The 19,974-nt window shown below is 44.5% G+C and carries 16 protein-coding genes; 10 read left to right on the top strand and 6 right to left on the bottom strand.

Annotated elements, in window-relative coordinates; translation table 11 throughout:
- Positions 1-8 precede the first annotated feature (8 nt).
- Complete coding sequence (gene pdhA, locus ABDV94_RS00300) at positions 9-1,061, bottom strand: pyruvate dehydrogenase (acetyl-transferring) E1 component subunit alpha (RefSeq protein ID WP_343603783.1); 1,053 nt, start codon at positions 1,059-1,061, stop codon at positions 9-11.
- Between the two features lie 168 nt (positions 1,062-1,229).
- Here pdhA and ABDV94_RS00295 point away from each other — a divergent pair, with 168 nt between their 5' ends.
- The 5 genes from ABDV94_RS00295 to ABDV94_RS00275 all read left to right on the top strand — a co-directional run bounded on the left by ABDV94_RS00295 (position 1,230) and on the right by ABDV94_RS00275 (position 5,322).
- A complete protein-coding gene (locus tag ABDV94_RS00295) occupies positions 1,230-1,751 on the top strand; it encodes a metallophosphoesterase family protein (RefSeq protein ID WP_343603781.1) in 522 nt (173 codons plus the stop codon).
- 15 nt (positions 1,752-1,766) lie between these two features.
- On the top strand, positions 1,767-2,792 hold the full coding sequence (gene porQ, locus ABDV94_RS00290) for a type IX secretion system protein PorQ (RefSeq protein WP_343603779.1): 1,026 nt from the start codon (positions 1,767-1,769) through the stop codon (positions 2,790-2,792).
- Between the two features lie 139 nt (positions 2,793-2,931).
- On the top strand, positions 2,932-3,669 hold the full coding sequence (locus ABDV94_RS00285) for an OmpW family outer membrane protein (protein ID WP_343603777.1): 738 nt from the start codon (positions 2,932-2,934) through the stop codon (positions 3,667-3,669).
- 100 nt (positions 3,670-3,769) lie between these two features.
- Entirely contained in the window at positions 3,770-4,471 is a 702-nt protein-coding gene (gene cmk / locus ABDV94_RS00280) for a (d)CMP kinase (protein ID WP_343603775.1), read from the top strand.
- A gap of 188 nt (positions 4,472-4,659) precedes the next feature.
- Positions 4,660-5,322: an aspartate kinase gene (locus tag ABDV94_RS00275; RefSeq protein WP_124746298.1), complete on the top strand. Its 663-nt coding sequence runs from the start codon at positions 4,660-4,662 to the stop codon at positions 5,320-5,322.
- A 59-nt stretch (positions 5,323-5,381) separates the two neighbouring features.
- Here ABDV94_RS00275 and ABDV94_RS00270 read toward each other — a convergent pair whose 3' ends face one another.
- Together ABDV94_RS00270 and ABDV94_RS00265 are read right to left on the bottom strand one after the other, a co-directional pair.
- A complete protein-coding gene (locus ABDV94_RS00270; RefSeq protein WP_343603772.1) occupies positions 5,382-6,119 on the bottom strand; it encodes a DUF2807 domain-containing protein in 738 nt (245 codons plus the stop codon).
- A complete protein-coding gene (locus ABDV94_RS00265) occupies positions 6,109-7,212 on the bottom strand; it encodes an acyloxyacyl hydrolase (RefSeq protein ID WP_343603770.1) in 1,104 nt (367 codons plus the stop codon). The genes ABDV94_RS00270 and ABDV94_RS00265 overlap by 11 nt, the downstream gene beginning before the upstream one ends.
- Positions 7,213-7,252: 40 nt before the next feature.
- On the opposite strand from ABDV94_RS00265, the gene mazG reads away from it, so the two are divergent.
- The 4 genes from mazG (at position 7,253) to ABDV94_RS00245 (ending at position 14,394) form a co-directional block, all read left to right on the top strand.
- Positions 7,253-8,056 (top strand): nucleoside triphosphate pyrophosphohydrolase, encoded by an 804-nt coding sequence (gene mazG, locus ABDV94_RS00260; protein WP_343603768.1) that lies wholly within the window; start codon positions 7,253-7,255, stop codon positions 8,054-8,056.
- A gap of 358 nt (positions 8,057-8,414) precedes the next feature.
- Positions 8,415-10,757, top strand: a complete 2,343-nt coding sequence (locus tag ABDV94_RS00255; protein WP_343603766.1) for a carboxypeptidase regulatory-like domain-containing protein — start codon at positions 8,415-8,417, stop codon at positions 10,755-10,757.
- Positions 10,758-10,865: 108 nt separating this feature from the next.
- Positions 10,866-11,300, top strand: coding sequence for a hypothetical protein (locus tag ABDV94_RS00250; RefSeq protein ID WP_343603764.1), 435 nt, complete (start codon positions 10,866-10,868; stop codon positions 11,298-11,300).
- On the top strand, positions 11,287-14,394 hold the full coding sequence (locus ABDV94_RS00245; RefSeq protein ID WP_343603762.1) for a PKD domain-containing protein: 3,108 nt from the start codon (positions 11,287-11,289) through the stop codon (positions 14,392-14,394). The genes ABDV94_RS00250 and ABDV94_RS00245 overlap by 14 nt, the downstream gene beginning before the upstream one ends.
- A gap of 133 nt (positions 14,395-14,527) precedes the next feature.
- On the opposite strand, the gene ABDV94_RS00240 is transcribed toward ABDV94_RS00245, so the two are convergent.
- Both ABDV94_RS00240 and ABDV94_RS00235 read right to left on the bottom strand, forming a co-directional pair.
- Positions 14,528-15,487 carry a hypothetical protein gene (locus tag ABDV94_RS00240; RefSeq protein WP_343603760.1) on the bottom strand — a complete coding sequence of 320 codons (960 nt, stop codon included), beginning with the start codon at positions 15,485-15,487 and terminating at the stop codon, positions 14,528-14,530.
- A 195-nt stretch (positions 15,488-15,682) separates the two neighbouring features.
- Positions 15,683-17,392, bottom strand: coding sequence for a PDZ domain-containing protein (locus ABDV94_RS00235; RefSeq protein ID WP_343603758.1), 1,710 nt, complete (start codon positions 17,390-17,392; stop codon positions 15,683-15,685).
- Positions 17,393-17,635: 243 nt separating this feature from the next.
- Between ABDV94_RS00235 and lpdA the strand changes: the two genes are divergently transcribed.
- A complete protein-coding gene (lpdA, locus tag ABDV94_RS00230) occupies positions 17,636-19,027 on the top strand; it encodes a dihydrolipoyl dehydrogenase (protein WP_343603756.1) in 1,392 nt (463 codons plus the stop codon).
- Between the two features lie 96 nt (positions 19,028-19,123).
- On the opposite strand, the gene ABDV94_RS00225 is transcribed toward lpdA, so the two are convergent.
- Complete coding sequence (locus ABDV94_RS00225; RefSeq protein WP_343603754.1) at positions 19,124-19,867, bottom strand: hypothetical protein; 744 nt, start codon at positions 19,865-19,867, stop codon at positions 19,124-19,126.
- Positions 19,868-19,974 lie beyond the last annotated feature (107 nt).

Below are 19,974 nucleotides of genomic sequence, written 5' to 3'. Positions count from 1 at the left end.
AGATTCTATTAATATTCAATAATATAAGGGTAGTTCGGCTCCTGGTAGATGTCTTCATACAAGTCATCTGCATCCGGATAAGGCGAGTTTTCAGCAAAGGTCACTGATTCTTCTACCTCTTTTTTCACCCATGCATCAATTTCTTCAATTTCTTTATCTGTCAGCCATTTGTTAGACTGGATCATCTTCAAACAATGTTCGATCGGATCCTGGTCCATCCACTCTGCCACCTCTTCTTTCGTACGGTATTTCTGCGGATCAGACATGGAGTGTCCTTTGTAACGGTACGTGCGGATATCCAGCAACGTTGGCCCGTCTCCTCTTCTTGCACGTGCAACAGCTTCTTCAATTGCTTCGTGAACTGCTTCCGGCGACATTCCGTCTACTGATTTGGAAGGCATTTCGTAAGAAGCTCCGATTTTAGACAAATCTGTTACGTTGGTCGTACGCTCTACGGATGTTCCCATCGCGTAGTTATTGTTTTCAATGATGTAGATTACCGGTAATTTCCAGTTCATCGCCATATTGAATGTTTCATGCAGTGCTCCCTGGCGTACAGCCCCATCACCCATTGAAACGAATACCACATTATCTGTTCCGTTGTATTTTTCTGCAAAGGCAACACCTGTTCCCATCGGGATTTGCGCCCCAACGATTCCGTGTCCACCCATGAAGTTTTTCTCTTTATCAAAGAAGTGCATCGAACCACCTTTTCCTTTCGAACATCCGGTAGTACGACCATACAGCTCTGCCATCAGCACACGAACGTCTGTTCCCAATCCGATCGGATGAGCGTGATCGCGGTAAGCCGTCATGTGTTTATCCGTCGGGCGGGAAGCGCTAACCGTTCCTGCAACCACTGCTTCCTGACCGATATATAAGTGACAAAAACCTCCAAACTTCTGCTGAATGTACAATTGTCCTGCTTTTTCTTCAAAACGACGCATCAAAAGCATATCCTTATACCACTTGATATATGTTTCTTTGGAGAATTTAGCCGTGCTTTTCAGTGCACTTTTATTTGTTGTTTTTGATGGTTTTGAAGCTGTTTTCGTAGCCATGCTTACCAATTTTTGCTTGTTTAACGGACAAATATAATTACTAATTACGAATTATGAAGCCGAATTACGAATGGAATGAAGGTTCTGCTCTTTTCAATTGCCCATTCTCTATTTTCAATCTGGACTTTTATTAAATTGTGTAGCTTTGTGAGGACTCTAATTCTTGGAATGGTTAAGATTGGCTTATTATCGGACACGCATGGCTTTCTTCCCGAACGCGTTTTTGAATTGTTCAAAGATGTGGACGAAATTTGGCATGCCGGCGATATCGGGAATCTTGAAGTAACGGATCGCTTAAAAGCATTCAAACCATTGAGGGCGGTTTACGGAAACATCGACGATCAGCACGTCCGTTCCGAATTCCCGGAAGACCAGATTTTCCAGGTAGAAGACGTAGTTGTTTCAATGACGCACATTGCCGGCCGACCAGGAAAATACAGCAAGCATGCATCGGATTTGATCCGCGAAACCAAACCCCATATTTTTGTCTGCGGGCATTCACACATATTGCTGGTGCAACAGGACAAAAGCAAAAACCTGCTGTGGCTGAACCCGGGAGCCTGCGGAAACAAAGGATTCCACTCGATTCAAACGGCACTCCGGTTCCAAATAAACGGAGATAAAATTGAACAAATGGAGGTCATTGAATTCGGAAAAAGATCGGATTTGAACAATGAAGACAAAAATTAATCGTTATTGCCACATATGAAAAACAAACTGAGACTCATATTCATAACCTTTCTTCCTTTTGTTTCATTGGCACAAACAGGAGGAGTTCATGCTTTTCAGAACTTAAATTCTCAGTACAATGCCCGGACGATGGCTTTGGGCGGAGATGCAATTACGATTTACGACAACGACCAGAACCTGGGATTGAACAACCCCGCTATTCTGAATTATCAAATGCACGGACGGTTCGGATTCAACCAGTCTATTATGGCCAGTGGTGTCAATACCGGCGCCCTGACCTATGCCCGCAAGATGAATAAAACCATGGGAATGGTTCATTTCCGTTACGCTTCTTACGGAAAAATGGATCGCACAGATATTGACGGAACGAACCTGGGAACGTTTACTCCCGGAGATTTTATCCTCGGAGTAAGCGGTCAGCGCAGTTTCAACGAACGCATGTCGGTAGGAGCTACTTTGAACCTGCTTTATTCGCAGCTGGATGCTTACACCGCATTCGGAACCAGCCTGGATATTGCCGGACTTTACCGTGACAGCGCCCGCAACATCAATGTAGTCGGTGTGATCAAGAACCTGGGAGTTCAGTGGAAAGGATATACAAACGTCAAGAATCCGCTTCCGCTGGAAGTACAACTTGGGATTTCTCATAAATTAAGACACGCTCCTTTCAGAATCAGTTTGGTGGCGCAACATTTACAAAAATGGAATATCTCCTATGTGGACCCGAACGCCAAACCACGTGTTGATCCCCTAACAGGAGACACCATCCAGGTTAAAAATGCCGGATTCCTCGAAAACCTGGCACGCCACGCTAAAATCCAGCTGGAAGTACTGATCGGAAAAAAATTGCAGATCCGTACGGCATTCGATTACCAGCGCAGAAAAGAACTTGCCATTACCGGAAGAGGTGGTTTGGCAGGATTCAGTTTCGGAGCAGGAATGGCATTCAAACGTTTCAGCATCGACTACGGCTGGTATATCTACTCCGCGGCAGGCAGCCAGCACGGATTAACCCTCAATTTTTTGCTTTCCAAAAAATAGCCGGCAACCTGCTGATTACAAAGACCTAACCAACATCCTTAACGAACACCTTAGTTATTCACTAAAATCTGTTAACATTTTTTTGCAACCTGAATCTATTTAATACGTAAATTTGCCCAAACCAATAATAATTTAAAACATGAAAAAGTTAAGTTTACTTTTAGGTGGTGTGATTTTATCTACTGCTGTTATGGCTCAACAGCCAACTGAAGGAGCTCCAATGTCATTGGAAGGAACAGTATCTGGTTTGTCTGCTTTCGGATTCGGTAACTCTTCTGCAGTTAACTTGAACGGAACAACTAACGGAGGTACTACTCCATCTATCGTTGCTCCGGGATTGCGTTTCCGTTACTTCGTAACTGACGAGATCGCTGTTCGTTTGTCTTTAGGATTCAGCAGTGCAAAAAGAACTGAGAACTTCTTCGAAAACGAAGTTGACAACTCTGGAAACTCTGGAACTTACGTAACTAAATTGGGAACAACAACTATCGGAATCGGAGGTGAATACCACTTCAAAGGAACTGAGAAATTGTCTCCTTACGCAGGTTTGGATATCAACTTCGGTATGGGTAAAGCTACAACTGAAGGTACTCAAACAGACGGTGCTAACTGGGTTGCAACTGACTACTCTGAGAAGTCTGAGCAAAAAACAGGTGGTTTCGGTATTGGTTTGGTAGCTGGTACAGATTACTACTTCGTTGAAAACTTCTACTTAGGAGTTGAGTTAGGTCTTGGTTTCAACACGTACACTGTTAAAGAAGGAACAGCTTCTGTAACTTCAGCTGGTGTTACTGTTTCTAACAAAGGTAACGAAATGAAACAAAGCGGATTCTCTAACAACGTAATGGGAATGTTCCGTTTGGGTTGGAGATTCTAATCTTTAGAGAAATCTAACAAAATATAAAGGCTCGTCATCTGACGGGCCTTTTTTATGCCCGGAAACGAAGGTTTTCATTCTTTTCAGTTAAATTCGCAGCATGCATTCAGAGCAACACATTACGATCGCAATCGACGGCTTTTCTTCCTGCGGAAAAAGTACCCTGGCCAAAGCACTGGCCCGAAAGTTACACTACACTTTTATCGACTCGGGAGCGATGTATCGCTGCGTTGCTTTGTACGCGATTAGAAACGGTTGTGTTTTGGGAGCGCACAAAATCAATCTGTCCTGCATCGTGGATTCCCTTCCGCGGATTACCATTCAGTTCGGAGATGCGGACCAAAACGGAAACAGAGCGGTTTTACTCAACGGAGAAGACGTTTCGGATGCGATCCGTCAGCTGGAAGTCGCCAATATCGTCAGCGAAGTTGCAGCCATCCGTGAAGTGCGTGAATTTCTCGTAAAACAACAACAGGAGCTGGGCAGAAACGGTGGCGTGGTGATGGACGGAAGAGACATCGGAACGGTGGTATTCCCGAAAGCTGAACTGAAGCTTTTCATTACTGCAAAACCTGAAATCCGTGCTAAAAGACGCTTCCTGGAACTCCAGGCCAAAGGTGAAACAAACAGCCTGGAAGAAATTCTTGAGAACCTGAAACACCGCGACCGCATCGACAGCACGCGTGCCATCAGCCCGCTCACACAAGCCGAAGACGCAGTTGTAGTGGACAATTCTGACATGGACGAACAGGAGCAGTTGGCCTATGTATTGGGCATTGTTAAAAATAAAACAACCTCTTAACACCAACGATAACTAAGGTTTACCAATTTAATTGCTTCATAATCTTAGTCAAACAGAATGTTCATCAAATATTCAGTTTCCTTCATTGAAATCAATAGTTTATTCATTCTGTATAAAATCTAACATTTTAACGGACTTTTCTACCTGCAATTGTGTAAATTTGCACACCTATTAATTCAAACCAAAATATGTTATCAATTGGAAAAATAACAGAGGAAATCATCGGTAGAAGCCCGTTTTTACGTGAAGCAATGACCGATGACCTAATCAACATTTCTTCGTTAGCACGCAAAATCAAACCCGAAATTGAAGAAGCACTCGGAAAAGAGGTCAAAGAGGGAGCAATTGTGATGGCTATCAAGCGCATGTCTCCTGGACTATACCACCGTTTAAATATCAAAATCACGAATATCATTGGCGAACTGGGTGACTTCCTTGTTCGTTCAAACCTGGAAGATTTTACGTTTGAAAACACTGAATCTCTGCGCTTAAAACAAGCGGATCTGGTTCAGCTCGTAAACTCCGAATCTGATATTTTCTATACCATTTGCCGCGGTGTCACTGAAACAACGGTGATCTGTTCTCAAAGCATTTCACAACGCGTTGAGAATTTATTGATCAACGAACGGTTGAAATCACATACCCGCGACCTGGCTTCCATTACGGTGAAACTGCCGGCAGTAAACTCAGAAGTGTATGGAATTTATTACTACATCCTGAAGCATTTAGCCTGGGAGGGACTAAACATTGTTGAGATCGTTTCCACAGCAAATGAATTCACGATCATCGTAAAACAAGATCACGTTGACAAAGCATTTAAAGTGCTGATGCAGCTAAAAAGAGGAAAATAAACGAAATCAAATAAAAAAGTCGGGGCGAAAAAATTTTCGCCCCGACTTTTTTATTTCAACTATAATGGCTTCACACTCCCCGTTCCGTTCAAGAGTACATCCACTCCAAGCGGCGTTCCTTTGTACAGAATATTTCCAGACTCGGTAATGTAACCGTGAATCACGAGGTTATCTGCATTGATTTTCATATTCCCGACCGTTTCGGACGCCACATAAATGGAATCGCTCACCTGCAAGCCTGTCACATCGCAATAGCTGTTGCTTTTGGCACAAATCCGCGCCGATTGCGCCGTTCCTGTGAGCGTGAAATTACACCAGCCGTGATTTGCTTCTGCATCGATATACAGGGCATTGATATTCAGATTGACATCCCCTGCTCCATCGCGGGAGTAGAAGGTAAAATAATCGGTATTGATTGCCCCACGACATGTCAGTGGTTCCGTACCAATGAAACGAATATTGATCAGATCCGTACAGTGAATTTCTGCCACGACCACTTTCTTTGCATTGCGTAAAAAACCGCAGCGGTTTCTGTTTTCAATCGTCAGCAAACCATCCGACACCGTCACATCAATCAGGTTCAGCAGGTTTTTACCCCCGGAAAGCACCACTTTGTTCAGGGAATCCTGGATAATCACGTATTCGACATGCTCTCTCAAATCCAGGCGGTTAAAATCCTCCAATGCAATTTCTTTGGTCGTATCCTCGCCTTTCAATTTAAAACAGGTACGGTTTTCCGGTTTTTTGCAGGCGAAAACAACTGCCAGCGACAGCAAAAGCAGCAAACTACTTCGCATGGTATCTTGATTTATAGTTAAACGTATACCCGACTCCATATTCGATGTAATCGGCTTTTGCCCAATGAGACTTCAACACCAGGTTCAGCAACAATCCGTTCTGAAACTGGTAGCGCATACCCACGCGGTGATAAAATAGATCGTCCGGGTTGTAGCGGTCTTTGATGTATGCTCCCATCCCGATCACAAAGCGGAATTTATCGAGTGGAATGTTGTACCCGAGAAAACCTCCGATCTGCAGAATAGACCATTGTGTTTTCGGAATGTAATCCCGGTAGCCCATAATAGACTGTTTGGAAATGATATCCAGCGCTACTTCCATCCCGACTTTCGGTTTGAATTGTTTGTGCAGCATCGCACTCAATGCAATAACCGGGTAACGCTTTCCACCCGTCGGGAAATTTTCTTTATCGGAGATAATTCCCACCAGGGAAGCATTCCAGCTTTTAAAGAACGGTACGCGTTCGAACGTTTCCGGAATGATATTCGTGTGCTCTTCTTTTTTGAAGGTATAGGCATATCCCAAACCGATAAACGGCATGTTGACCCCCAGGTTGGGAACTTTACTCGCTCCGTTGGAAAAGTGCGTCAAATCCAGGCTATAGATCAATGCGTGTTCCGGTTTGATGTACCAGCGTCCCTGGATTCCCAAACAAATGATGGCATTCAGGTAGGTACTCATCGCTACATCTTTCGGATTTTTCTCCGGATCGTACACTTTGGTAATGATTCCCGCTCCGGCTCCCAGTTTACAGGTAAACACATGCTTTTCGCTGCGTGACCAGGGAAATTCAATAAACCCATATGCTCCGAAGCCGTATCCCAGGATTTTCCGGTTTCCCAGGTTCGATCCGTAAAGTGTTCCCCCGATATATGGATTCCGGTATTCCTGACTCCAATTTTTGGAACGAACACGTTTTCCGAAAGAGAATTCCCCGGCAAAAAGCCGATCCTTCGCCAAATGTCCCATCGTTCCGTGATGTGCCGCCAAAAAACCCGATTTTCCTTTTGCCGAAAAGAACCAATCGTCCACTTTATTTTCCTGAGAATATCCTAAAACCGGCAGTAAAAAAAAGAGTAGTGTAAATCTCATAATTCAAAATTACAAATTTTGTTCTATGTACATTTGTAGTATGGAATTAGCTAATGATAATTTAAATCAGGACCCGAGACTGGCAGCCTTTGAAAGGCTATTGAACATTATGGACGATTTGCGCGAAAAGTGTCCGTGGGATAAGAAACAAACCATTCAGTCGCTGAGACATTTAACGATTGAAGAAACCTACGAACTGGCGGATTCGATCCAGGCAAATGACCTGAACGGAATCAAAGGCGAATTGGGTGATTTGTTCCTCCACCTGGTTTTTTATTCGAAGATCGGTTCCGAACTGGGTGCTTTTGACGTGACCAGCGTTCTGAACGGGATCTGCGATAAGCTGATCCACCGCCACCCGCACATTTACGGCGACGTGACAGCAGATTCGGAGGAAGAAGTCAAAGCGAACTGGGAGAAAATCAAGCTGAAAGAAGGAAAGAAATCGGTTCTCGAAGGCGTTCCGAATACACTTCCTGCCCTGATCAAAGCCATGCGCATCCAGGAAAAAGTAAAAGGAATCGGTTTTGAGTGGTCTGAAATCGAAGATGTCAAAAACAAGGTGATCGAAGAATTCTCGGAACTGCACGAGGCGCAGCAATCCGGTCAAAAAGATCACATCCTCGATGAATTCGGAGACGTGCTCTTCTCGTTGGTGAATTATGCCCGTTTCATTGATGTGAACCCGGAAGATGCGCTGGAATCAACGAACCAGAAGTTCAAATCCCGTTTCCAAAAAATGGAAGAACTGATTGCCGCTGACGGACAGAATATGGGCGAAATGTCGCTGGAAGAAATGGATGTGTATTGGGATAAGGCGAAACTGATTTTGCGGACAATGTAATGTTGGGGAAAGACTATTTAGGGGCATGACTGTTAGAGGTAAGAGACAAGACTATTGGAGACAAGAGTCAAGACAATTGGGGTAAGAAGCTAGATTTTTGGAGACCGGAGTCAAGATGAATGACAACTATCTTGTTTTCAATTTAATCGTTTAAAGTCTTGTCTCCTGACTCATTCGGTCCTCCCTCCGGACTCTCCCTCCCTTTTCAATTAAAATGCTGAGCAGAGTCGAAGCATCAATTCCCTTTAAACCCCGTTTAATCAATAATCTGTACGTTTTATCATTTTTCAAATATTTAGATAGTTAATTCCTGTTAATTATGTAATTTCGAAACTTGATTAAATTCATGGTAAACCGTATGAAACAAATACTCTCCTTATTTACTTTCCTAGCCATCACTGTCTGTTCGTTTGCCCAGGATCATACCATCCGCGGATTCGTTTTTAATAATGAAAACAGTGAGGTGGTTCCATTTGAGAAAGTGGTTCTTATTCCTACCGAAAAAACACAATCAATTCTCGGAGCCAACACGGACGTAAACGGATTTTTTTCCATCCCGAAAGTGCCAGTCGGAACGTACCTCCTGAAGGTTCAAACGATTGAGTTCAAGGAATACAATAAGGAGATCGTTGTACAATCAAAAACAGGAACAACGGAGCTTCGCATCGATTTGATCCCGGTTGACGCGGTTGGGATCGAAGAAGTGGTGATTTCTGCAGAGACAAAAGCGAAAACCACAGAAGTATTGATGTCGGTTGTGAAACTGGATAAGAAAGGATTGGAACGCATTCCTTCGGTTGGAGCTGAAAACGATATTACTGCAGCCTTTTCCGTAACTCCGGGGGTTGTAACAACCGGTGACCAGGGAGGACAGTTGTACGTACGTGGTGGAACACCAATTCAAAACAAGGTTTTACTTGACGGGATGACCATTTACAACCCGTTCCACTCCATCGGTTTCTTCTCTATCTTCGAAACGGAATTGGTTAAAAACGTAGACATTTACACCGGAGGTTTTGACTCCAAATACGGGGGGAGAATTTCTTCCGTAATGGACATTACTTACCGCGACGGAAATAAAAAGAACTTCGGAGGAAAGGTTTCCGCTTCTCCTTTCCTGGCAAAACTGGTACTGGAAGGTCCGCTATACCGTGCGAAGGAAGGAAGACCGGGAGCAGGATCCTTCATCTTCTCAGCAAAACATTCCTTGCTGGACTACACGGCAAAAGAACTTTACCGCGGCGTCAATAACGGAAACGGCCTCCCATACAATTTCACGGATTTATACGGAAAACTAACCTTCGCCACCGGACAGGGATCCAAAATATCTGTATTCGGGTTCAGCAACACCGACAAAGTAAACTACAATGAGTCTGCTGCACTGGATTTCCAGCAGGCAGGTGGAGGTTTGTCCTGGATTCTTTTACCGGGAGGAGGAAAAACATTCATCAAAGGACACTTAACGGCTTCCAACTATAAAACGCATTTCGAAGAGCAGGGCTCCCAGCCGCGAACCAGTTCTATTTTCGGAACGGATCTGGGCTTTGACTTTTCATACTTTTTAAAGAATGAAAGCCAGATCGATTACGGGATCGGAATCAACATCTTCAAAACAGATTACCTGACATACAACGAAGTTGCTTCCAAAATCCAGGATGAGAACAACACCGTAGAAATCGGTGCTTATGTAAATTACAAATTCGTTACCAAGCGTTTTGTTGTTCAGCCGGGAATGCGTGTTCAGGCTTACGCAAGTTTGAGTACCATTTCCCTGGAACCGCGCCTGGGTGTGAAATACAACGCAACGGATATCCTTCGCTTCAAAGTATCCGGAGGACGTTACTCTCAAAACTTCACGTCTGCTTCTTCGGACAGGGATATCGTGAACCTGTTTAACGGGCTTTTGAGTGCACCAACAAACGTACAGCAAACATTCATTACCGAAAACGGGAAAACCAAAAATCCACGCAACGGAATCCAGTACTCCTGGCATGCCATTGCGGGAGCGGAACTCGATCTGACCAAGAACCTCTCACTGAACGTTGAAGGATACTTTAAATATTTCCCGCAGTTGAGTAACATCAACGTGAATAAATTATACGAAGATGTTTCTGAATTCTCGAAAGAAGATGACGTGTACAAAAAGAACTTCCTGATCGAAAGCGGGAAATCTTACGGGGTGGATGTATTGTTGAAATATACACTGAACAGATTGTTCCTGTGGGGAGTTTACTCTTACGGAAAATCGACACGCTGGGACGGATTCACCACATACTACCCGGTATTCGACAGAAGACACAACATCAACCTCGTTGCATCCTATACCTTAGGAAAGAAGAAAGATTTGGAGATCAATGCCCGCTGGAACTTCGGTTCAGGACTTCCGTTCACACCAACAGCAGGATTCTACCAGCCTGAAACATTCGGTCAGGGAGTAACAACAGATTATACTTCCAGCAACTCTTCTTCTGTAGGAGTATTGTTGGGAGAGTTCAATTCCAAACGACTTCCGACCTACCACCGTTTGGACATTACCGTTAAGAAACAATTCCGATTCAAAAACAAAACAGAACTGGAAATCGTAGCGTCCGTAACGAATGTTTACAACCGGAAAAACATCTTCTATGTGAACCGCGTAACGAATGCCAAGATCTATCAGTTCCCGATCTTGCCGAGTTTAGGGGTCAGCTATAAATTTTAACTTTATTTAAAAAAAGCGTGTTATTAGTAACACGCTTTTTTAATTTACACTCCGGGGCAACCAACTTGTAATCGTTTCGTTCTATATTAGAACACGAAACTAATTACAATGTATTACTACTGCAAAACAAAGCTAATCGGCTGCGTTTCAACCGCAACACTAATAGTTTTATCAACTATTTCATTCGGTCAGAACTCAACCGGGGCTGATTCTCTCAAACAGCTTCGTTCACAATTGATAGCTTCCAATCAGCCTACCACTGAGGTTGATCTGCTGTTGCATCAATCCGGAAACAATCCGTCCTGCATCATTCATCAGGCAGATGACTACACTTTTTCGTTTACGCCTTATCAGCCGCTGGTCAATGAACAGCGCGAGCAGAAAGTCAATCTCCGGCTGAAAGCATATTATCCCTTTCTGAATTACATTGATTTCAGCAGCGATTTTACGACTGTTCAAATCAACTGCAATGAAAAACTCACCCCCACAATCATCAGCGAATTAGTTACTCACTTTGGATACAGCGGTTATGAAATACATTAAGTTCACTTTCATCACTCTCCTTCTCTCCCTTTATTTCTCTATTTTCAATAGTCAACAAGTCAGCGCGCAGTGTAATACCAACACGTCCATTTGTACTCCGGGAACTGCCGGACCCTTCGGATTTGTTACACCGGGACCGATTGTAAGTTCCTGCCTCGATTTCTGGGGCCCGAATATGGGATATATCATCCTGCACATCACAACATCCGGTCCGTTAAACATGCTCATCGACGGAAATGCCTCCACGGGATTCCTGGATGTTGCGGTCTTTAATATTCCGAACGGTCAGGCTCCATGTACGGCCATTCAGAATGTATCGAACCAAATCGGTTGTAACTATGCCAGTTCGCCAGGCGGCTGTAACCAATTCGGAACGGCATTTCCATGTTCCTCTTCCGTGCCGGCTCCATACGTTACTGCCGGACAGGAAATCATGATTGTCGTTGAAAACTGGAGTGGATCATCCAGTAATTTTACGTTGCAGTTAGGACCGGCTCCGGGAGCTCAAACAGGCCCTCCGAACCCGGCAATTACTCCTGCGGGACCATTTTGTGTTTCATCTGCTCCGGTACAACTAATTGCAGCAGATATGGGAGGAACCTGGTCAGGGCCGGGTGTTTCTTCCACAGGAACATTCAACCCTGCAGCTGCAGGTGTGGGCACACACACGATCAACTACTCGATCGGTGTAGCACCCTGTAATGCTTCGTCTTCTACAACTATTACTGTCAACAGCGCAACGGTAACCGCACCGGCAAACCAAACGATTTGTTCCGGTGGTAGCGCTACACTCACTGCAAGCGGAGCAGGTTCGTACAGCTGGTCGCCGGCAACCGGATTGTCTGCTACAACAGGCGCAACCGTCACCGCCAGCCCGACATCAACAACGACTTATACCGTAACCGGAACAACTGCGGGCTGTACGAGCACCGGAACAGTCACCGTCACCGTTGCTCCGTTAACGGTAGGAGTTTCTCCCAATACCACGATTTGTTCCGGATCATCGGCAACTTTGACCGCAACCGGAGCCAGCAGTTATACCTGGTCGCCTGCCACCGGATTGTCTGCCACAACAGGCGCAACCGTCACGGCGAGCCCCACCACAACGACGACATATACCGTAACCGGAACAAACGGTTCGTGTTCAGCATCAGCGAATGTCACGGTGACGGTAACTCCGATCAATCTCACGGTTTCTCCGAATGCGAGCATTTGTACAGGAGCTTCTACGACACTAACCGCCAGCGGTGCCACGAATTATTCCTGGAGTCCGGCAACTGGCTTGTCGGCTTCTACAGGAGCAAGCGTGAGTGCAAGTCCGGCGTCAACAACCACTTATACCGTAACCGGAACGAGCGGCTCCTGCTCTGCCACTCAAACGGTGACAGTAACAGTCACACCGCTTGCCCTGACAGTTTCTCCGAATGCAAGCATTTGTACGGGAGCTTCCACGACGCTAACCGCCAGCGGTGCCACGAATTATTCCTGGAGTCCATCGACCGGATTGTCTTCTACGAGCGGTTCGTCCGTCACCGCAAGTCCTGCAACGACTACGACCTATACCGTTTCGGGAACAACCGGGAGCTGTTCGTCTTCTCAAACAGTCACTGTGACCGTGACTCCGATTACCGTAAGCGTTACTCCGAGTACGAGTATTTGTAACGGCAGTTCGACCACACTCACCGCCAGCGGAGCATCCAACTATAGCTGGTCTCCGGCTACGGGATTATCCGCGACAACAGGTGCGACAGTGACCGCCAACCCGACGACAACGACGACATATACTGTTACCGGAACAAACGGAGCCTGCTCCAATACGGCAACTACTACCGTAACGGTCAACCCGATTCCGGTAGTAACCGCATCCAACAACGGCCCTTTGTGCGAAGGACAAACCTTGCAGCTTCAGGCTTCCAGTTTAGCAGGAAGCACATACAATTGGTCCGGGCCGAACGGATACACAGCATCCACACAAAACGCATCGACTCCTGCTACGTTGAGTGCAGCCGGAACGTATACCGTTACAACGAGTTTAAACGGGTGTACTTCTTCTGCAACAACCAATGTGGTAGTCAATTCGACCCAGATTCCGGTCATTGCGGGAGCAGGTCCTTTCTGCGAAGCCGCATCCAACGTATACCTGACTGCAGATATCCCGGGCGGTGTTTGGTCAGGAACGGGCATTGCCGATGCTGCATCGGGAGAATTTTCGCCTTCTCAGGCCGGACCGGGATTACACCAGGTAACTTATACGATTTCCGGAGGATGTTCTACACCGGCTAACTTATCGATCCAGGTCAATGCCATGCCGGACGTTCAGATTGATATTCCATCTGCATCTGGCTGTGCACCGTTTACTGCCACATTGGTAGACCTGAGTACGCCTTCCAGTGCATCCATTACCTGGAACTTCGGAGACGGAAGCACCAACTCCAACCAGTTGAACAACGTGAACCACCAGTTTACCAGTCCGGGATGCTATGATATTACGGTTACTTCGACCAGCGCAGCGGGATGTTCCACAACAACTGTATTTCCATCCGCCATTTGTGTCTTCCCGAATGCCGTAGCCGGATTTACGGTCGGTAATCCTGTTCACGGATTAATGGATTCGGATTTCCAGATGATCAATTCCTCCACGAATGCTTCTTCTTATTCGTGGGATTTCGGTGACGGAGGTACGAGCACTGCTTTCAACCCGTCCCATACTTACCCGGAAGAAGCAGGAAGCTATACGATTATCCTGATCGCGAATACCGTTAATAACTGTCCGGATACGGCAAAACTGACCGTGACGATCCAGCAGGAACTGATTTTCTACATCCCCAATACCTTCACGCCAGATGGAGACGAGTTCAACAATGTATTCGTACCTGTTTTCACTTCCGGTTTCGATCCGTACAATTATACCATGACGATCTACAACCGCTGGGGAGAAACCTTGTTTGAATCCAATGATGCCCTGGTCGGCTGGGACGGAACATACAACGGGGAATTATGTAAATCGGGCATCTATACCTGGACGATTCGTTTTAAATCATCCGGGTCAGATAGAAAGATTACAAAAACCGGACACGTGCATTTGATGAAATAAAACGAGTAAGGGACAAAAATATCGGTGATCAAAAATCACTCAAACTCCATAACAAGAGTTACAAAAACAAAAAATGCTCCTTAAAAATTTAAGGAGCATTTTTTACTAAAACAATTCTTTTATCAAAAACCAATTACAGTTTGGATTTAATGTAATCCCATTTTTCCTGTTCAGTGGCTTTCGCTTTGATTTCTTTGTTCATGACTTTCAAGATACTCTTGTCTTTCTTAGAAATCGTATTCATGATTTCAAAATCTTTAGTAAGTTCTTCAACAGCAGCAATAAATTTGTCGGCATTTTCAGGAGACTTTTGAGCCCGAACTGCTTTTACTCTCCAATTCCAAACTTCCTTCAAACCATCTGATAACGCCATATACATTGGAGTTGCTACAACAGGAGCCAGGTATTGTTCCACGTTCTCAATCACACTTCGTCCGAAGTTGGATTGCATATTATCAATATATCTATCCGCCTGATTGTATTCCTGCTCTTTCTTTTTGGCTTCAAAGGCTTCTATTTGAGCTTTATTGTAAACGGTATTCAATTCGATGTAGCCCAACAATTCTCCCGGGGAATATTTGTTGCGGAACTGGTACGTATCGTTTGCATCGAAGTACCCTTCTTCACCGGTAATATAACTTCCGTAGATAGCCAATTTACGTACTACAGGCTTCGGACCTTCGTAATCAATACCATCCTTTGCAAGTGTTCTGTAATCTGTTTCTTTGAATTTCTTGGTATCATACGCATAAACAGGAACGATTCCCTTTCCTCCGTATTTCTTGGTATTCAAAACCGATTCAAACTCGTGGAGGTACGAAAAATTCATTTGATCATCCCGCAAATAACCTACGATCACTACATCGTACTTATATGCCTTTCTAAATGCTGCAATGTCAATATCCACTACGAAGTTTTGTTCAACATTACCTGCAGGGCTCAGGCGTAAATCCACTTTATCACCTGATTTCACTGCTGTTTTTACACCGTCTGCTACATTTACTTTTGAAAATTTGAATTGTGCAGATACCGTATTCGAGAAAATAAAAATAGCACCTGCCAGGGCTATTTTAGATAATTGTTGCTTGATCATTTGAGTGAAATTTTCGACAAAACTAGTCATTCTCCCACGATATATTCACCTGCTTTTTGCAAAATTTATATTCGCCGGCACTTCATTGATAAGCGTCGTACCCTTTGCAAATACTGGGCTTCACAAATCTTCGGGTTCAAAAAATCAGTCTTTCAGATTCAAGCATCTTATCTTAAACCACTTACAAATCGTTCATCACGATTTCCAGTGTTCAAATGCTTTTTTCTGGAAGGAATTCGGATTTTCAATCACCTCTACCCCGTATTCGAGGTAGAAACTGCGTTGTACTTCCGGAAGTGCCAATTCGAGGATTTTTCCCTGGCGGATCACTGTCAAACGCTTATTCTGATCATCCAGGTACGAAAGCCAGTTATCCAAATCACCATTCAGTTTAAAGTCGTTCACAGCAATAATTTCATCGTTGATCATCAAACCCGCCATATCTGCCGGAGATCCGGGATATATGGCCGCAACCTGGAATCCAGCTCCAAACGGATGTGATTTAAACCCGGTTCTTCCAAACGAATACCGGTGATTGGGCTTATGTGTCAGTTCCAAACCGATTGTCTCAAGAGCTTCGGTCAGAATGGCTTCAAACGGACGTGTTCCATAGAAATAATCCGTGATCAGCTCTTCGATTTCCGGGCCTGCCAGTTCTTTCAGCAGCCCAATGTAATCTGCTTCACTCACTCCTTTATTTGCCAACGCAAAATTGAAATACAGGCGTTTCATCAATTCGTCTAATCCATGCTTGTTTCCGGAATATTCGCGGATTTTCACATCGCAAACAAAAGCCAGCAAACATCCTTCGGTATAAATGGACACTTTTCTTCCCGGAGCACCCGGTGCATATCCATCCAGCCAGGTATCGTAGGAAGATTCCACAACGGAGTAATGGAAACGACCGAAATTATCAAAGTGCTTCTGCAATTGTCCCGTGAATTCGTGCAGGTATTGTTTCAAATCGAAAACTCCCGACTTGAACAACATCAAATCGCCCATATACGTGGTCACACCTTCACACAAATAGCCGAGTTTCGACAGGTTTTCGCGCTGGTAATCGTACGGGTACATTTCAATCGGACGAATCGCTTTCACGTTCCAGGTATGGTACAATTCGTGTGAGGAAACTCCCAGCAATTCGGTATACAGGTGTCCGAATACATCATAGGTAGGGCCGAGTGCAATCACTGTCGATTTCTGGTGTTCTACTCCGTGATATGCTTTATATGGAAGAATGTGAAACAGGAAATGGTAATGCGGAACGGGGAACTCGATGAATTTTTCGATCTGTTTATCCGTAAATGCTTTGAAATCGCGAATCACGACCGGCCAGTCAATCTGGCAATCTCCCTGGAACCACAAATGGAAAATCGTTCCCCCGGATTCATATTGGTTGTACTGCAGGGACGCCGAACAAATGAAGGGAGAATCTGCCAGCTCATCAAAATCGGCTGCTCGCAGCACGTTTCCTTCGCGCTCCATCGAACCTGCAATGTTCCAGTCGGAAGGAATGTTCAAGTGGACTTCGCACCCCTCGTCTTTTTTCCCATCCTGGTACACAAAACAGTTTACCGGGTTGGAATAAAGCATCTCTTTACTCAAATACGTTGATCCGGCATTCAGTTCTGCCGCATAATAACTGTACTCCACCCGGATGGTTGCCGTTTCTTTCAGTTCGATTTTCCAGGAAGACAGGTCTGTTTTATGAAAATTCACCACTTTCCCGTCCATGTCAAACACTTTAAATCCTCTGACATTCTTCGCAAAATTCCCCAGTTCATATCTTCCCGGTCTCCATTTGGGTAAATGGATAATTGCTCCGGGTTCGACGTTTTCAAAAATGACTTTGAACTGGATATATTGCTGGTTCGCCTGTTCGATCGCTAAATGATACTTAACCATTGGATGAGTTTTTGTCCAAAATTAGGAATTCCCAAAAGAAAAAAGGTGTATTTGCAGAAGTATTCCGCTTCCTCCATTCAGGGAGGATTGAGGAGGGTGACGGATCATAATCGGTTACTGCCACCGCCCTTCATCCCTCCTCAAGGAAGGAGACTCAAGAAATTTTCAATTCGGAAGCAGATTCATGCACAATTGATGAGAATTGATTAATTTCGTGCCATTACCATTTTATTGAAAAAAGAAATGAATTACGATATCATAGTTATTGGAAGTGGTCCCGGAGGATACGTTACAGCTATCCGTGCATCGCAATTGGGTTTGAAAACGGCAATTGTTGAACGTGACGCATTAGGTGGAATCTGTTTGAACTGGGGATGTATTCCAACAAAAGCGCTTTTGAAAAGTGCCAATGTGTTTGAATACATTCAACATGCATCTGACTACGGAATTACCGTAAAGGATTCAAAAGCAGATTTCGGTGGAATGATTGAACGTTCCCGCGGAGTTGCAAACGGAATGAGCCAAGGAATTCAGTTCTTGATGAAAAAGAACAAAATTGACGTGATCAAAGGTTTCGGAGTATTGAAAGCTGGTAAAAAAGTAGCTGTAACCGGAGAAGACGGTGCAGTAACTGAATACAGTGCAGATAAAGGAATCATTATCGCAACAGGAGCACGCTCCCGTCAATTGCCGAACCTGCCTCAGGACGGAACAAAGATTATCGGTTACCGTGAAGCAATGAGCATGAAAACACAACCTAAGAAAATGGTGGTTGTTGGTTCAGGTGCGATCGGTGTGGAGTTTGCTTATTTCTACAATGCGATCGGAACAGAAGTAACAGTGGTTGAATACTTGCCGAACGTCGTTCCGATCGAAGACGAAGAAGTATCCAAACAATTGGAGAAATCCTTCAAGAAAGCTGGAATCAACGTGATGACGAATGCGTCTGTTGAATCAGTTGACACTTCAGGAAAAGGGTGTCTGGTAACAATCAAAACTGCAAAAGGAGAAGAAAAAATCGAATGTGATGTGGTTCTTTCCGCAGTTGGAATCCAGGCAAACATCGAAAACATCGGTTTGGAAGAACTGGGAATCGTTGTGGATAAAGGTCGTATTTTGGTAAACGATTTCTACCAGACAAACATCCCTGGTTATTTTGCAATCGGAGACGTCATTCCGACAGCTGCATTGGCACACGTGGCATCTGCAGAAGGAATTATCTGTGTAGAGAAAATCGCAGGACACCACCCGGAGCCGTTGGATTACGGAAATATCCCGGGATGTACTTACTGTACTCCGGAAGTTGCATCTGTTGGTATGACTGAAAAAGCGGCGAAAGAAGCTGGTTTGGAAATCAAAGTGGGGAAATTCCCGTTCTCTGCTTCAGGTAAAGCATCTGCTGCCGGAGCAAAAGATGGTTTCGTAAAACTGATTTTCGATGCAAAATACGGTGAATTACTTGGAGCACACATGATCGGTTCAAACGTAACTGAATTAATCGCTGAGATCGTTGCAATCCGCAAGTTGGAAGTAACAGGTGAAGAACTGATCAAAACAGTTCACCCTCACCCAACAATGTCTGAAGCAATCATGGAAGCTGCTGCTGCAGCATACGGTGAAGTGATTCACTTGTAAGAATTGAAATCAAACAAAAATCATATGAAGCTGTCACAGAAGTGGCAGCTTTTTTTGTTGCAGCTCAGCAGGAGATTTTTCACGGTGATGATCCATTTAAAGATTGTTCAGGGTAAAACGAAGTCCACCTGTTAGCATCAGGCTTCCTCTGGAAACAGGAATGTCTCCCACCCGGATTTGTGAGCGCCCCGGGAGCATCCAGTATGCAGAAGACAGGAATAGTTCTGCGTATTTATTTACTCCGTATCCAATATCAAGGTGTACTCCGGCAATAAACCGAAACCTCGATTCAACGGAATACATGTTAAACGTTTTCCCGGAGTAGGCTTCAAAAACAGTAGTTGTCCCAGCTTGGACTCCAATTGTTTGTTTCATCGAATACATCCCGGCATAAATACCACCGGTCAGCAACCAACGTTTGAAAAAGATTCTTCGGTAAGAAATTCCATAGTCCAAAATAGTCTGACTGAAATGAAGATTTGCGGAGTCGAGTGACAAATTTCTTGAAAGATATGAATACCTGGTTCCGATCTGAATGCCTCTATAAGCATGTATCCCAATACCAAAAGACCCAGCTGCCAAATTATCTTGAGCAATAGCTCCAAATTCTTCATTCAACTTCGATACAAAATCACGGGATAATTCGTTCTCGATTCCGAAACCGGCCTGGAAATACGCGATGTAGTCAGTCATCGGGTAGCTTGCTTTTTTCAGGGAGTCCCGTTGTTGCAGCCTGTACGTTTTCGAATGAACCTTACGCTCTTCCTTGCTTTGACCGTACCCATTCAAACAACATAAAATCAGGGAAGAGGTGATACAAAAGATTGTTTTATTTAGCATGGTTTGATTCATTTAATCTTCAGGAATGAACCCGAAAGCCGGCTAAATTAAACTTTTATCCGGAATTCGGGACAGGAAGAAAACCGGATAAAATTCTGTCTCAGAGT

It is taken from the genome of Fluviicola sp., assembly GCF_039596355.1.
Taxonomy (GTDB): Bacteria; Bacteroidota; Bacteroidia; order Flavobacteriales_D; family Crocinitomicaceae; genus Fluviicola.
This window is presented reverse-complemented; position numbering and strand designations above follow the sequence as displayed.